13 protein-coding genes and 2 pseudogenes are annotated in these 13,984 nt (G+C 58.4%); 11 read left to right on the forward strand and 4 right to left on the reverse strand.

The genetic code is table 11. The features are described from left to right. A partial coding sequence (locus tag ACR65W_RS03810; protein WP_434502294.1) for a class I fructose-bisphosphate aldolase occupies positions 1 to 249 on the forward strand: 249 nt, incomplete at its 5' end. A 379-nt stretch (positions 250 to 628) separates the two neighbouring features. Here ACR65W_RS03810 and ACR65W_RS03815 read toward each other — a convergent pair. Then, positions 629 to 1,756, reverse strand: a complete 1,128-nt coding sequence (locus ACR65W_RS03815) for a two-component system sensor histidine kinase NtrB (RefSeq protein ID WP_434498359.1) — start codon at positions 1,754 to 1,756, stop codon at positions 629 to 631. A gap of 641 nt (positions 1,757 to 2,397) precedes the next feature. On the opposite strand from ACR65W_RS03815, the gene ACR65W_RS03820 reads away from it, so the two are divergent. The 7 genes and pseudogenes from ACR65W_RS03820 to ACR65W_RS03850 form a co-directional block, all read left to right on the forward strand. Then, positions 2,398 to 2,937, forward strand: coding sequence for a c-type cytochrome (locus tag ACR65W_RS03820; RefSeq protein WP_434498360.1), 540 nt, complete (start codon positions 2,398 to 2,400; stop codon positions 2,935 to 2,937). A 135-nt stretch (positions 2,938 to 3,072) separates the two neighbouring features. Then, the gene (locus ACR65W_RS03825) at positions 3,073 to 3,279 is read left to right on the forward strand and encodes a hypothetical protein (protein WP_434498361.1); all 207 of its coding nucleotides are present in this window, start codon (positions 3,073 to 3,075) and stop codon (positions 3,277 to 3,279) included. A gap of 352 nt (positions 3,280 to 3,631) precedes the next feature. Beyond that, positions 3,632 to 3,982 (forward strand): annotated as a pseudogene (locus ACR65W_RS03830) (isochorismatase family protein); the annotation flags it as partial. A gap of 448 nt (positions 3,983 to 4,430) precedes the next feature. Next, complete coding sequence (locus ACR65W_RS03835) at positions 4,431 to 4,718, forward strand: hypothetical protein (RefSeq protein WP_434498362.1); 288 nt, start codon at positions 4,431 to 4,433, stop codon at positions 4,716 to 4,718. A 229-nt stretch (positions 4,719 to 4,947) separates the two neighbouring features. Next, positions 4,948 to 8,760: an HAD-IC family P-type ATPase gene (locus ACR65W_RS03840; RefSeq protein ID WP_434498363.1), complete on the forward strand. Its 3,813-nt coding sequence runs from the start codon at positions 4,948 to 4,950 to the stop codon at positions 8,758 to 8,760. Between the two features lie 244 nt (positions 8,761 to 9,004). Next, on the forward strand, positions 9,005 to 9,142 hold the full coding sequence (locus tag ACR65W_RS03845; RefSeq protein ID WP_434498364.1) for a hypothetical protein: 138 nt from the start codon (positions 9,005 to 9,007) through the stop codon (positions 9,140 to 9,142). 143 nt (positions 9,143 to 9,285) lie between these two features. Beyond that, a pseudogene (locus tag ACR65W_RS03850) lies at positions 9,286 to 9,441 on the forward strand (IS256 family transposase); the annotation flags it as partial. 86 nt (positions 9,442 to 9,527) lie between these two features. Here the strand turns inward: ACR65W_RS03850 and ACR65W_RS03855 are convergent. After that, positions 9,528 to 10,181 carry a dihydrofolate reductase gene (locus ACR65W_RS03855; RefSeq protein ID WP_434498365.1) on the reverse strand — a complete coding sequence of 218 codons (654 nt, stop codon included), beginning with the start codon at positions 10,179 to 10,181 and terminating at the stop codon, positions 9,528 to 9,530. 185 nt (positions 10,182 to 10,366) lie between these two features. Continuing rightward, complete coding sequence (locus ACR65W_RS03860) at positions 10,367 to 11,557, reverse strand: NADH-quinone oxidoreductase subunit D (protein WP_434498366.1); 1,191 nt, start codon at positions 11,555 to 11,557, stop codon at positions 10,367 to 10,369. Between the two features lie 345 nt (positions 11,558 to 11,902). Between ACR65W_RS03860 and ACR65W_RS03865 the strand changes: the two genes are divergently transcribed. From ACR65W_RS03865 to ACR65W_RS03875, 3 genes are all read left to right on the forward strand, one after another. Further along, complete coding sequence (locus ACR65W_RS03865; RefSeq protein WP_434498367.1) at positions 11,903 to 12,064, forward strand: PRC-barrel domain-containing protein; 162 nt, start codon at positions 11,903 to 11,905, stop codon at positions 12,062 to 12,064. Between the two features lie 6 nt (positions 12,065 to 12,070). After that, positions 12,071 to 12,280, forward strand: coding sequence for a hypothetical protein (locus tag ACR65W_RS03870; RefSeq protein WP_434498368.1), 210 nt, complete (start codon positions 12,071 to 12,073; stop codon positions 12,278 to 12,280). A gap of 243 nt (positions 12,281 to 12,523) precedes the next feature. Beyond that, entirely contained in the window at positions 12,524 to 12,865 is a 342-nt protein-coding gene (locus tag ACR65W_RS03875; protein ID WP_434498369.1) for a DUF6522 family protein, read from the forward strand. Positions 12,866 to 13,028: 163 nt separating this feature from the next. On the opposite strand, the gene ACR65W_RS03880 is transcribed toward ACR65W_RS03875, so the two are convergent. Then, a complete protein-coding gene (locus ACR65W_RS03880) occupies positions 13,029 to 13,529 on the reverse strand; it encodes a DUF892 family protein (protein ID WP_434498370.1) in 501 nt (166 codons plus the stop codon). Positions 13,530 to 13,984: the final 455 nt, after the last annotated feature.

Genomic DNA, 13,984 nt, shown 5'->3' on the forward strand with positions numbered 1-13,984 from the left:
GCCTTCCTGTCGGGCGGCCAATCCGACATTGAGGCGACCGCAAATCTCGACGCCATTAATCGCCTTGGAGGGCCATGGGCGCTGACTTTCAGTTACGGCCGAGCCTTGCAGACGGCGGCGTTGAAAACCTGGTCCGGAATGCCGAGCAATGTTCTCGACGCCCAGGCGGCTTTCACTCACCGAGCTCATATGAACGCGCTTGCCACCCAGGGACAATGGACGGAAATGGAAGAACGCGCCGCACCGTGACTGGTTGCGTTCCCGCTGGAAATATCCCTCACATTGGACGCGCTCGGTGGCATGGGCCGGCGGCGCGGCGGAGCGACGCTCGCGAAGTAGGCGGCGACGTCTTCGATTTGCTGTTCGGTTGGTCGTGGCGCGATGGCGGACATTGTCGCGTTGCAAGTGAATGCAAGAATGCGCCGTTTCACGGGCGTTGCTGCAGCTTGCTGCGAGCGTGAATGCTCCCATTCGAATCCGCCATGTGCACGTAGACTGACGCAGCCCTCAATTCGCTGTATCGGGACAGTCGAGACGCACCATTAGCGCAATGTATCGTTTGGCAGCGACCGGAAGCGGCAAGTCTGATTGGGCTCGCGGCCTTGTCGGTCCTTTTTTGAAACAGTTGTCAGATTTCCGCGAGCTTTTGATGTTGGTCTGCCAAGGGCAATACAAAGCTAAAGATCGTGCCGCCACCGGCATTGGGGGCAACCCACAAGCGCCCATGATGAGCATTGATAATAGAGCGCGAGATAGACAGGCCAACGCCCATACCGTGTGGCTTCGTGGTTGTAAATTGTTCGAACAATCTGGCTTTGATTGCTTCGGAAATGCCCGGGCCCGTGTCAACAACATCGACCTGGATCTCATGTCCGTCTATCACGCGCGTGGACACGTCTAATTCGCGCCGTTCGCAATGTTCCATCGCTTCGATGGCATTGCGCTTCAGGTTGACGATGACCTGCTGGATTTGGACTCTATTGATGAGCACCAAGTCCTTTTCCGCATCCAGTTTGACCATTGTCACGACGCCGCACTCCTTTGCGATAGAGTCGGTGAATTCGCAGGCGGTACGGACAACTTCGTTCAGATGATGAACGGTTTTGATCGTTTCGCCCCGCGCGATAAATTGGCGCAGATTGTCCACTATTTCGGAAACGCGGAATACCTGCTTGGAGGCGTTTTCCAAGACCTGCTCTATTTCGGCTGGATCTCCCTTCTTAAGGAGCCTGCTCGCCATGTGGAGATAGGCGTTGATTGCCGAAAGGGGCTGCTTGAGTTCGTGCGCAAAGCCGACCGTCATATTCTCGATGATATCGAGTCGATGCGCGTGTAATTCGTGCATCCGAGCTTCAAATCTGCGCCGCTCGCTTAAATCATGCACGAAGCCGACGAAATAGCGCTCGCCCTCGGCCACGACTGCAGCGACGCCAAGTTCTATGGGAAAGACAGAGCCGTCTCGACGTTGCCCCTCGACCTGCCGGCCAATACCGATAATCTTGGCTTCTCCGGTGCGGAGGTAGTGATTCAGGTAATCCTCGTGCTGACTGCGATATGGCTCGGGCATCAGCATGCGGACATTTTGTCCGATTACTTCGTCGGGCCTGTATCCAAATAATGCGACCGCAGCAGGATTGAATGACAGGATCGTTCCGGCTTCATCAATCGTGATGATGCCGTCCAAGGCGTTGTCCACGAGCGCAGCCAACAAAGGCTCGCGTAAGTGAGCCTTAGACAAGCTGGGGCTCGGGAGCATCGAACTGTATCGCTTTGTCTGTTGGACGAGGCCGATAGTTTCGCGGTGCCAGAGCAATTCGGCGGAGATCTTCTAACACGTTGAAAATAGCGCGTCTAATTCTAGAGCTGTTCGTGCGCGACAGTGATCGAGATGGCGAGACTGCGTAATGCTCGCGACGCGACGCTCCGGTAAGCGTCGCGCTGCGCGTCCGCCCGCGGGCTGAGGCAGGGCGATATTCGTCTCGTGCGATTTATTCGTGTTGGGGAACGCATCGTTCAATTCGCGAGTGCGATCGCGCGTTGCACTGTCAATGTGCGACATGAGGTGTATCTCCTCTCAGTCGACGCGCCGCCTGGTGCGCCGAAGGGTGGGAAGGCGCTCGACGTTTCTGAGCTTCGCCATGAACGTATCAATTATCGCGTGACGTTCGTTGACGCGCGAAACACATCTATAGAATTGAAAAGTTCTGAAACAGCGAAAGGCTATTTGCTCTGCTTCAACGGCATTCCAAGGCAGCCTCTTTCCGCTCATGAACCGACGGTCTGGTCCAAGGAACCCAGCCTCGCAGGTGGCGCAGTCCTTGTGAATCCTATGTCGGCGTTAGTACACTAGATGTATATCCTATGCCTTTCAAGAATGACTGTCGGGGAAGGTGCGCCATGAAGTTTCTCGCTGGTTTCGTAACAGCGTTCATCGTCAGCGCGCTCGGCGCTTTTCTCGTCATCGTCAGCGGCGTTTACAACGTCGCCGCAACCGCGCCTCACACGGCTTTGGTGCGCGTCATCTTGAATTGGACCATGCGTAGTTCGGTGGTTGCCCATGCGGGAAACGAGTCGCCGGAAACATGGAGCGAGGATCAGGCGAGAAAGGGATTTAAGGACTATGACGCCATGTGCGTCATTTGCCATAGCGCACCGGGGAAAGAGCGCAGTTACATTAGCAAAGGCCTGCGACCGGAGCCTCCAAATCTCGCCGAAACGTCAGAGCGATGGAGCAGCGCGGAGCTGTTTTGGATCATCAAGAATGGCGTCAAAATGACCGGAATGCCCGCATTCGGGCCCACGCATCAGGACGAGCAAATATGGAATATTGTGGCCTTCGTTCGGCGCCTGCCTCGACTTTCCGCCGAGCAATTCAAGGCGATGGAGGCCGAGATCAGAAAATCCTCCGAGAATGAGCAAGGTCACCATAACCAATAATCGGCCGGGAAAGCTGACTCGAAGAAAGAAGAAACCGCAAAGTCAAACGAATTCGGCATAGGCGCTGTTATAGTCCAGCAAGATTGAAAGGGGAAAGTTGGGCGCTAATTCTCGATGGGGCCTCGAGAAGAAAAAATGTCGATATCCCGCAATAGACGAGTTTTGCTGGCCCTCGCGGTCGCAATGAGCGTTGTTTTGCTGACTGGTAATACCTTCCAAAGCGACGCTTCGGCCGCAGCCGTCGTTGTTCGAGATATTCATGTCGCCTTCAAGGAATGGCGCGTGCCAACGCCCGGCTCGCACCCGCACGATCCTCTCGCAACGAGCGATGGCTCGTCGTAATCCGCTTCGGTGCCGATTGCCTTCGCCTGGTTATTGATTTTGTGTGCCGTGGGCCTTGTCGGAAACTCCAAATTGGTCATGTTTTTCCGCATGGCCGGCGGCCATCTGGGAAATGTCGGGTTATTACAATGGCCAGCGATGCGATGCGGCTCGAGCCTGGCGATGCGCTCATCATCATAGACCTGCAGCGCGACTTCTGCCCGGGGGCGGCGCGTTGCCGGTCGCCGACGGCGATAAGATCGTCCCACTGGTCAATGCGCTGATTGAGGAAGCGGTCGCGGCTGACGTTTGAGTCGTCGCCTCGCGCGACTGGCATCCGCTCGGCCACGCGAGCTTTCATGACGCAGGCGGACCATCGCCGCCGCATTGCATTCGAGGCAGTGAAGGCGCGCAATTTCATGCCGATCTGCGCCTGCCGCCCGACGCAATAATTATCAGCAAGGGAAAGGCGCTCGACCGGGACCAGCATTCGGCGTTTGACGGCACGGGGCTGGCGGATCATTTGCGCCGCCTCGGAGTCCGTCGCGTGCTGATCGTCGGACTGGCGCAGGACGTTTGCGTGTGCGCGACCGCATTCGATGCAGTCGCCGCCGGATTTGAAACGCGCGTGCGACTTTCCGCCACGCGTCCCTTAACATCGAGAAGAGGCCGAGACGCCATCGAAGCCTTACGCCATGCGGACGTCGTCATCGAAGAAAGCTGAGACGAACGTCGAATGCGGCGCTTGCGCCGACGGACATCAACGAGATTGGCATTCTCTCCGCGCGTTTGACACCAATTTTCGCCCCGTCGCCTCTTACGATCGGTCGCGGGGTAAGGTGAGGCTAACCGGCTGTCCACGAAAATTGACGCCACGCCAAGATAGCGAATACAGGGTAAGATCACTTTGGCGCCGCTAATTCGATTTCGCACACATAGCTTGTACGTCGGCCTCAGACACGGGCGTCGACCAAGCGCAAGACCATTTATTGTTTGAAGCATCGTGCCAGAACATCTGGAGCACAGCGCTGTCGCCAGATCGAACAACGCAAGTGCCGGCGATCACAGTCGCTCCGGTAGGGCAACTCGCATCCCACACTGTGCTGTTCGTGTTGGCCCTGGGACCGGCAGCTTTCGGCCCGAGCGCAAAATGATCAGCGAGCGCTGGGCTCGTGATCCCAACCAAAATAAATGCCGTCAATATCTTCATTCCAGCCTCCCCCTCGGCTTCCTCATCTCCTAAGGCCGCTGCTCGCCTCTATGGAAGCGCTAAACAACCAAATAGAGCTGCGCTGCTTGATTTGAATTGCGCTATAAGCGGAATTTCTGGATACCGCCGTCCGCGTTGGCTCGGCGACGGTCATATCCTTCGGATATTTGCCGAGTTGGCGCTTGATCGCATCGGCGCTGGCAATTTCGCTCCCGCTTTCATGCGAAAGCTCGATCCTATAATGAAATGAACTTCAGTTCCAGATGACTAGGGCGGGCTGACGATCGAGCGCATCAACAAGGTGTAGGCGATGGACATCACCTATATCCCGTTAGGGTGCGGTTTCGTCTATCTCGCCTGAGACAATTGAGATGGATTAGCTGCGGACCGCCTGTAACTTTACGAGAGATGCTGCAGCAGGTCCAAATCCTTGCGTCGGGCCCCAACGCGCGACCAAAGTGGGTTCGAGAGGCGATGCGATGAGTCGGGCGGCGCCCGAGCAAGCGGTCGACAGGCCCTGGCATTGCTTGACCGGCGATGAAGCGCTGCGGCGTCTCGAGGCGCCTGCGAACGGCCTATCCACAGCGCAGGCTGCGGAAAGGCGCGCCATAATCGGGCCGAATACGATCGCGGAGACAAAGCCAGTTAGCGCCTGGGCGATCTTCTTCGCGCAGTTCAACAGCATTCTCATTTGGATTTTAATCGGCGCCAGCGTCGTCTCCGGCGTGCTCGGCGACGCTACCGACTCGCTGGTCATTCTCGCGATCGTATTCTTGAACGCGGTAGTGGGCTTTTATCAAGAATACAGCGCAGAAAAATCGATCGAAGCATTGAAGCAGATTACCGCGCCGCGGGCAAAGGTTTGGCGTGACGGCGCGGTAGCAACAATTGCCTCGGCCGAGGTCGTTCCCGCAGACCTTTTGGAACTCGAAGCGGGAGATCTCGTCCCGGCCGATGCGCGTTTATTGTCCGCCGCGTCGCCCGCCTGCATGGAGGCCGCCTTGACGGGCGAGTCCGAGCCCGTCGCCAAGAGCATTGAGGCGCTGGACGAGCCGCAGCTTGCGATCGGCGATCGGACCAACATGGTGTTCATGGGAACGAGCGTAGTGGCTGGCTCTGGGCGCGCCGTCGTCGTCGCCACCGGGATGCAAACGGAAATGGGCCGAATCGCCTCGCTGATCAGCGAGGCGGGCGAGCCCGGGACGCCGCTCCAGCAGAAACTGGAGCGGTTCGGCGGCGTCCTCCTTTGGGCCACGCTTGCGATCGTGACGCTGCTCTTCGGGCTCGGTTTATTGCGCAAAGATCCAATCCTTGATCTTTTCATGACCTCGGTCAGCCTTGCCGTCGCCGCGTTGCCGGAGAGTCTGCCGGCCGTCACGACGGCGGCTCTGTCGCTTGGGGTGCTGCGTATGTCGCGGCGCGGCGCTCTGGTGCGCCGGCTGGCGTCGGCTGAGACACTGGGTTCCACCAATGTCATCTGCACTGATAAGACCGGCACTTTGACCGTTGGGCAAATGACGGTGCGTGCGATGGTCGTCGCCGGCCGAACCTACGATGTTTCCGGCGAAGGCTACGGTCCTCAAGGCGAGGTGCGATTGAATGGCGAGTTCATCGAACCGAGTCGCGACAGCGCCCTGCGCCGGATGGCGGAAATCCTTGTCGGCTGCAACAACGCACATATCGAGCGAGACAAGGGCAGCTGGAACGTCATCGGCGATCCAACCGAAGGTGCGCTCCTTTCTGCGGGACAGAAAGCAGGCGGCGACCGGAACGCGCTGGACCGGGACAGTCCAAGGCTCCATGAACTCCCTTTCGATTCCGACCGCAAGCTACACTCGATCGTGCGGCGCTTGCCCGATGGGCGTCAACGCGTTTTGACGAATGGCGCGCCAGAGACGCTGCTGGCCAAGTGCTCACATATTTGGCGCGACGATGGCGTGCATCCGCTGACCGACGGCGATCGCAAAGAACTCACGAGGCAAAACACGCATTTGGCCAGCAACGCGCTGCGTGTGCTAGGCTCAGCCTTCCGCGATTTTGACGCCTTGCCGCTCAATCGGCTCGCTCAAGAAACCATCGAGCGCGATCTCGTCTTCGTCGGACTCCTTGGATTATACGACCCGCCGAGGGCGGAGGCGAAAGAGGCCGTCGCGAAATGTCGGGCCGCCGGCATCCGCGCTGTGATGATCACGGGCGACCATCCGCACACCGCCATGGCCATCGGCAAGGAGCTAGGGCTCACCGAAGACGGGCAGTCCGTGATGGCGGGCGTCGATCTCGACAAGCTGACGGATGATGAGCTGCGGCAGCGCGTTTCCGGCGTGGCCGTCTATGCGCGCGTGACCGCTGCGCACAAGTTGCGCATTATTAGGGCTTGGCAGGCAAACGGCGCCGTCGTCGCCATGACCGGCGACGGAGTGAACGACGCGCCGGCGATCAAGGGCGCCGATATCGGCGTTGCTATGGGCCGAAGCGGGACGGAGGTGACGAAGCAGGCGTCCGACATGATCGTCACGGACGACAATTTCGCGACCATCGTCGACGCCGTCGAGGAGGGCCGCGGCATTTACGAGAACATACGCAAGACGCTACTATACCTTCTCGGCTGCAACGCCAGCGAACTGCTGATGATAACGATCTGCATCGTGAGCGGTCTGCCGACGCCTCTCCTTCCCATTCATCTGCTCTGGATCAATCTCATCACCGACGGGCCGCCGGCGCTGTGTCTCGCCGCGGACCGCGTCGATCCGCGAATAATGAACCAGCGTCCGCGCGAGCGGGGCGAGCAGCTCACAGACGAGCGATTTTTTTGGGCGATGCTGTTGACCGCCGCGCTCATTTCCAGCGTGGCTTTCCTCGCCTTTCTCCGCGGTCTGCAATCGGGAAACCTGCAGGTCGCGCGCACCAACGCTTTCTCCACGATGGTCTTTGCGCAGCTGCTGATTTCCCTTGGCGCGCACAGCCAGACGACGCCGATCTGGCGCGTGGGCTTTTTTTCGAACCTCAATTTGCTCGTTATCGTAATCGCGTCCATCGCGCTCCAGATGACGAGCCACTTCAACACGATGTTGTCGCATTTCCTGGAAACGTCCGAGCTTCCCTATGAGGATAGTTTCGTCTTGCTGGCCGCCGCCTCGTTGCCATTATTGATGCTCGAACTCATCAAACTGGCGCCGCGCGCGGTTACGAAAGAAGCGGGCGCCGCAGCGCCGACGACGCGATGGATTGGATGGATGACGACGGGCGTCGTTGCGGCGACAATCGCCGGAGGTTGGCTCTATTGGCCGCCGCCTGCCGCGCAGTTTGTGACCCGCGTGCTCGAACGAGGCTCGGTGGTCCGCGCTGTCTCGGCGACCGGCATCGTCCGTCCGCGGCCGACGACCATGGTTTTCGCGCCCCTGACCGGCATCGTGCAGTTTCGTGATTGCGAGGTCGGCGTTAAAGTTGCGAAGGGCCAGCTTTGCGCGGCGATCGAGCAGCGGCCGCATCGGCTCGCCGTCGAACGCCAACGAACCAAACTTGCGGCCGCCCGGGCGCAAATGGACAAGGACGAGGCGGGGCTAGCGCGCGCGAAATTGGCTCTGGAGCGCGCTCGTGTATCGCCGAAGCGGAGCGGGATCGGCAAAGCAACGCGCGCCCATGAGCGAGCGCTCGCAAGAACAAGGCGTAGCGAAGATCTGATTGCGCAGCATGAAGCGGCGTTGCGCGCCGCCGAAATTGAGCTTGGAGGCATGGAAGTCCGAGCGCCCATGGACGGGACCGTGATTTCCCGCGGCGCCGAGACGGGCGAGCCCGTCAAAGCAGGAAAGTCGACGCTCTTCGCCATCACAGATTGGGCTGTCGCGCAGATCGAGGTTGCGCCTGCCCGGAGCGACGTTGATGAAGTCGAGATCGGTGATTGGGCTTCGATTAACGTGGATGCGGCGCAAGGGCGTTTGTTCGACGGGCGGGCGACGGAAGTGCGCAAAGCGCAAAATATCGTCGTCCTCTCCGCTCCGGACGCCGAGAGACTACTTGAACCGGGCAGGACGGTGACCGCGCGGATCGTAATCGATCAGCGTCTTAAGGTGCTCCGGGCGCCGAACGAGGCGCTGCGCTATTCGCGAAACCGCAACGCTTCGCAATTTGGCGTGAGAGACGAGATATCCGACAGCACGTCTCTTTGGGTGCTGCGCAAGGGTGAGTCGACGCCGGTCCCGGTACGACTCGGTCTAGACGATGGTGCGTTTACGGAAATCGTCGAAGGCGATTTCGAACTCGGCGACGAGATGATTATCGGCGAGAGCGATTGACGCAATGCGAGGATTATACGAGAGCGTGCAAAGTTGGGGGCGTGCAAAGTCTTGATGGCTAAGCTCTTGATCTTTAGCGAGGAGACGGAACGTGACAACTCTACAAGAAGATCAGCAACCTTCGCAAAAGGCGCAAGCGCGGCACGTGCGAGCAACGACATCATTCGCGAGACGCCTGTCGCTAGTGCGCAAGATCAAGGAGTGACTTCAGGATCACCGAGCCGTCAAGCGATTTGAGCGGCCAATGCTGGGATCCAAATCGTTCTGGTCTACTGCGGAAACCTTTGGCGGTATCAAACTCATGCACATGATCCGCAATGGCCAGTTGCGCGCGATGGGCAAATTGCGTCCAGCGCAGCAGTTCTATTCGCTGGCGGGGTGAACCAGTTCGTCGTTTCAGGCGGGTCTCATCCAGATGGAAAATTTGCGGCGGAACCGATGCCCACGAAGCCCATTGATCAGTTGCGCGCGTTGCGCCACCAACATGTCGCGCGCCCTGTGATGCATAAGCGCAGCCCGGTTCTCGGACGCAGGACGGTTTCTGCTTTCATCGCCACCGCCTTCGCACAGGATGACGCCGCGGCGGCCAAAGCGCAGTGGCGCAAGGTCGCCGCTCAGCTCCGCGCCACGCTTCCAAAACTCGCCGCCCTCATGGACCAGGCCGAGACCGATGTTCTCGCCGGCCAATGCCGGAAATTGCGGTGTTCATCCCGCTCAAGCTACACCAGGCCAAAGGGCACGATCGCTTTCGAACTCCGGCAGTCTTATCAACCGAGCTTTGACGAACGTTGCCAGCTAACGATCGCCAGGCCTCTCGCTGGATCAAGCACCTGCCGTCGGCTGCGTTCGAGGCCATGGCTTACGAGCACTTCTTCGGGAGTCCGCGTGGGCACGTCGGGAAAGACCGGTCGCCCGCCGGGCAATCGCACGTCTGGCGCCCGCGACAGGAAAAAAACGTCATAGCGGTCCAGGAACAGCCCGAACACCTCCGTACCGCCAATGACGCCAATGACGCCAATGCTGCCCTCTGGCGTCCCGAGCAAAGCCAAGGCTTGCTCGAATGAAGCACCGGCCGGATTCCAGAACAGTGCTTTTTCATTCGACGGGTTGGCAGCGATGGCGGGGACTTGCCTGGTCATGATCAATCGGCGGCGCAAATACGATCGCGGCTGTTGCTCATGGGAGTGGCGCCCATGCACCACCACATCAACCCCGTTGAGCCCGCGTTCGAAGAAGTGTTGATCTGCCTCGAACTTGAGCGAGTCGGGCATGATCCCCGCAGCATTCGCGAGCATGCCATCCTCAGATACGATGGCGTAACCTTCGATACGAAGAGGATGAGGCATGGATATGGTTTCCCACTGCTGTTGTCTAAAGCCAACCCTTTTCGGCAAGCGTCTGCACAGGGCGAGGGTGCGCATCCGTCTAGCGCCTCGTCCTGCGGGCCGTGACGTTCAAGACGAAGCGAAATTTGCACTCAATGCGATGCGCATCGTTAGCAATTCCCAATCTTTGGCATTTGCTCGAAGCGCCTCGGCTTCTTCACGCTTAAGCGGCGGAACGCCGTCGCGGCAGGGCGTGCGAGCCTTATTTACAAGAGCCGTTATCATCGATCGATCTCGCCGAAGACGATGTCGAGCGAGCCGACGATCGCCGACACGTCGGCCAGCATATGACCGCGCATGAGATAGTCCGCTGCGGCCAGATGCGCAAATGACGGCGCTCTGATCTTGCACCTGTATGGCCTGTTGGAGCCATCGGAGACGAGATAGACGCCGAACTCTCCTTTGGGCGCCTCAACCGCCGCGTAGACCTCGCCGGCTGGCACATGAAACCCTTCGCTGTAGAGTTTGAATTGCTCGATCATCGCCTCCATCGAGCGCTTCATTTCGGCGCGTTTCGGCGGCGCTATTTTATGATCATCCACCGAAATCGGTCCCCTGCCTCCACTCGACGCCAGTCTGTCCAGGCATTGCTTCATGATGTGTGTCGACTGCCGCATTTCCTCCATGCGAACGCAGTAACGGTCGTAGCAATCGCCATGCTTGGCGACCGGAATGCCGAAGTCGAATTCCTCGTAACATTCATAAGGTTGCGCCTTGCGCAAATCCCACGCTGCGCCGCAGCTCCTGACAAACACGCCAGAAAAACCCAAGGCCCATGCGTCTTCGAGCGTCACGACGCCGATGTCGACGTTGCGCTGCTTGAAGATGCGATTATCCGTAAGCAGGCCTTCGAGATCGTTGCAGACCTTCAAGAAAGGATCGCAGAAGGCATAAATGTCGTCGAGAAGCTTTTCGGGCAGATCCTGATGCACGCCCCCGATACGAAAATAATTGGCGTGCATGCGCGCGCCGGAGGCGCGCTCATAGAACACCATCAGCTTTTCGCGCTCTTCGAAACCCCACAAATTCGGAGTGAGGGCGCCGATGTCCGACGCCTGCGTGGTTACATTGAGGAGATGAGAAAGAAGCCGACCGATCTCACAAAACAGCACGCGGATGAGTTGCGCTCGTTTCGGAAGCTCGAGCGCGAGCAGTTTTTCCGCCGCCAGACAGAAGGCGTGTTCTTGATTCATCGGCGCGACATAATCCAGGCGGTCGAAATAGGGCAGCGCTTGTAGATAGGTTTTGTTCTCGATCAGCTTCTCGGTTCCCCGATGCAAGAATCCGATATGCGGATCGACGCGCACGACCACCTCGCCGTCTAGTTCAAGCACAAGTCGGAGCACGCCGTGAGCCGCTGGGTGCACTGGTCCGAAATTTATCGTGAAATCGCGTTCCGATGTGAGACTCATGATGACGCCCGACCGATCCGTCGAGACAACGCCCTGAAAACGGGTATGTTCCCTCGAATCTCAGGGCTCAACAACTCGAACAACGCTGCGCCGCTTATGATTGCTCGAATATCTGATGACGGCGACCGTTGACCTGCCAGCAACTTTGTTTTCCCGATGTGTGCGTTATCTTGTGCAGCATGATGCCGGCCTTCGCGTTCATCCTGAAACCCATCGAGACGAGGCGCAAAAATGTTTGATCGCTATTTGCGTTCGAAGTCGTCCTGACAAGGCGCTTGGATCGATGGTTCTTTTGCGACGTCGAAGGTGGTGCTCGACCCCACCTACCTTCATAGGGGTTGGAAAATGGCTACCGCCACTGCCCATCCCAAGTTCAATCTGATCTCGAGCGAACACGTCGTGGGTGCTAAGGTTTATGATCCGAGCGGCAAGGAGATCGGCGAAATCGACCACCTGATGATCGATAAGATTTCGGGGCAAGCGCGCTATGCCGTAGTAAACGTCTGAGGTTTCATGTGCTTGCGCCCAGGCCACCACCCGTTGCCATGGAGCTCACTAAAATATGAAAAATCGCGAGAAGGCTACATCACGAGCGTCACCCAGCAGCAGCTCGAGGCCGCCCCCGAATTCAGCGACGACAGCTGGAGCGATCGGGATTGGGAGATGCGTGTGCATCAGCACTACAGCGCGCGCCCTTACTGGGAGGAAAGCGCAGCGCTATAGATCATGTCGGCGCGCTTGGGATGTAATTCGAGCGACGCGACGGTGGAAGTTGAGGGGCGTCGCTGACGCAGTTGCGCCGAGCGGTGGCAATCTATCGGCGCGGTCCCACCTCCCGACCTTGTTTCAGCGCTCCCACCCGCGGAACGCATATCGTGTTGCGGCGCGTTTGGGTCTAGCCAAGCGAAGGCAAGGCGACATGAGTTGAAAAGCGGGCAGAATTGACTTGGTCTGGAGCAACGACAAATGAGTGCGGATACACCAGATCCATCGTCGACGCTCCTGGGGGCTACCTCGGCTACGATGATCGCGTTCGAGGACGATACGATTCAGGTTCCGGCCGCAATTATCGCACATGGGCTCGATCTTGAAACCCCGACGGTTCAATCGCTAATGCGCAGCGGGGAAGTGACGAGCCGTTGCGAGAAGGGTGAGAATGAGGATGAGGGGCGATATCGGCTGACATTTTTCCATAAGGGTCGGCGCTTTCAGTTGGTCATCGACTCGACGGGTAAAATTCTCCAACGATCAGTGATTGATTTCGGTGACAGGGCATTGCCGGCCTCGTTGCGCAAGCCTGGAATTTAGGGCGTGACCAGTGCCCCGGGAGCGCCTGAGATTCGTGATGGAAAAAGTAAGGCTTCGGCAGCCACGCGGTTTCTACCCCGGTCGCCATGGCGACAGTAGTTGAACTGGATGCGCCCGCCGCAGCCTTCGCGATCGAAGAGAGGCTGGGCCGATCCCGTCGTCTTTACGGCTTGGAAAGCGTCGAGGTTTCTCCGTCGGGTGTTTCTTCACGACCGAGATGCGCGAAGGTTGCGGATGCAAGGTAATTGATGAGCCAATTCAGCATCGCCTTTTCTCGAAGCAGAATATCCTCACAAACTCCACGCGTCTCCTTGTCTCCCACAGCTGCGGCTGAAGCAATTAAAATATTATAGCATGAAATCTCCGTGATGGCTCGTTTGACGAGCTTATCGCCCACGAACGCGCCGCTGAGACCCTGCCCCATAGCGACACATTGTCCAGCCGATTCTTTCCAACTTGGCCCGCCTTCACCGCGCCGCTCTCCATACCCCTGCATTGCGGCTGCCTGATCCCGTGCTTCTTGGAGATGGCGTTCAATTTGCGCTTTGACATCTGGGTAGTTTTCGATCCCCTTAGCGAGTGCGTCGAGCATTGTCGTGGCTTGCTTCTCCATTGCCTCGGCGTCACGAAGCCAATCTGTTAGTCGATTTTCAGCGGTCGCCATGTGTTCTATCCGTGTAACAGTTGATAGCGCCAAGGGAACGCCGCGCGGCGCCTCGTACCATCGACGATCAATCGCGGCCTCGACATCTTAAGGTGTTCCTCGATAGCCAGAATTAGTGCGTTGCCCGGGCGGGACCACGGAGAGATCGCGGATTTGATGCCGCCCGCCAAAACCAATTTACCCGGCAGCGGTCGAGGTGTCGCGAACGCGCACGGCAAATGATCAATGCAGCTCATAGCGTGATCGCCGCAGTTTGCGAAAATGGTAGAGTTGTCTTGGAAAATTCGTACCTGCGTCGGCAGCCCGTGTGTGTCACAATTTCGGAAACACCTTTGCCAATCGAGCGTTGCCGCTCTATCTCTTTGCGAAGAGAAGATGAAGCGCCTCGTAAGCAGCCGTTTCGGCGTCCGCAATGGCCTTGAGCGTAGCCCAGAAGCTGATCGAATCCCACCGTG

The organism is Methylocystis sp. (assembly GCF_051062815.1).
In the GTDB taxonomy this organism is placed as follows: Bacteria; Pseudomonadota; Alphaproteobacteria; order Rhizobiales; family Beijerinckiaceae; genus Methylocystis.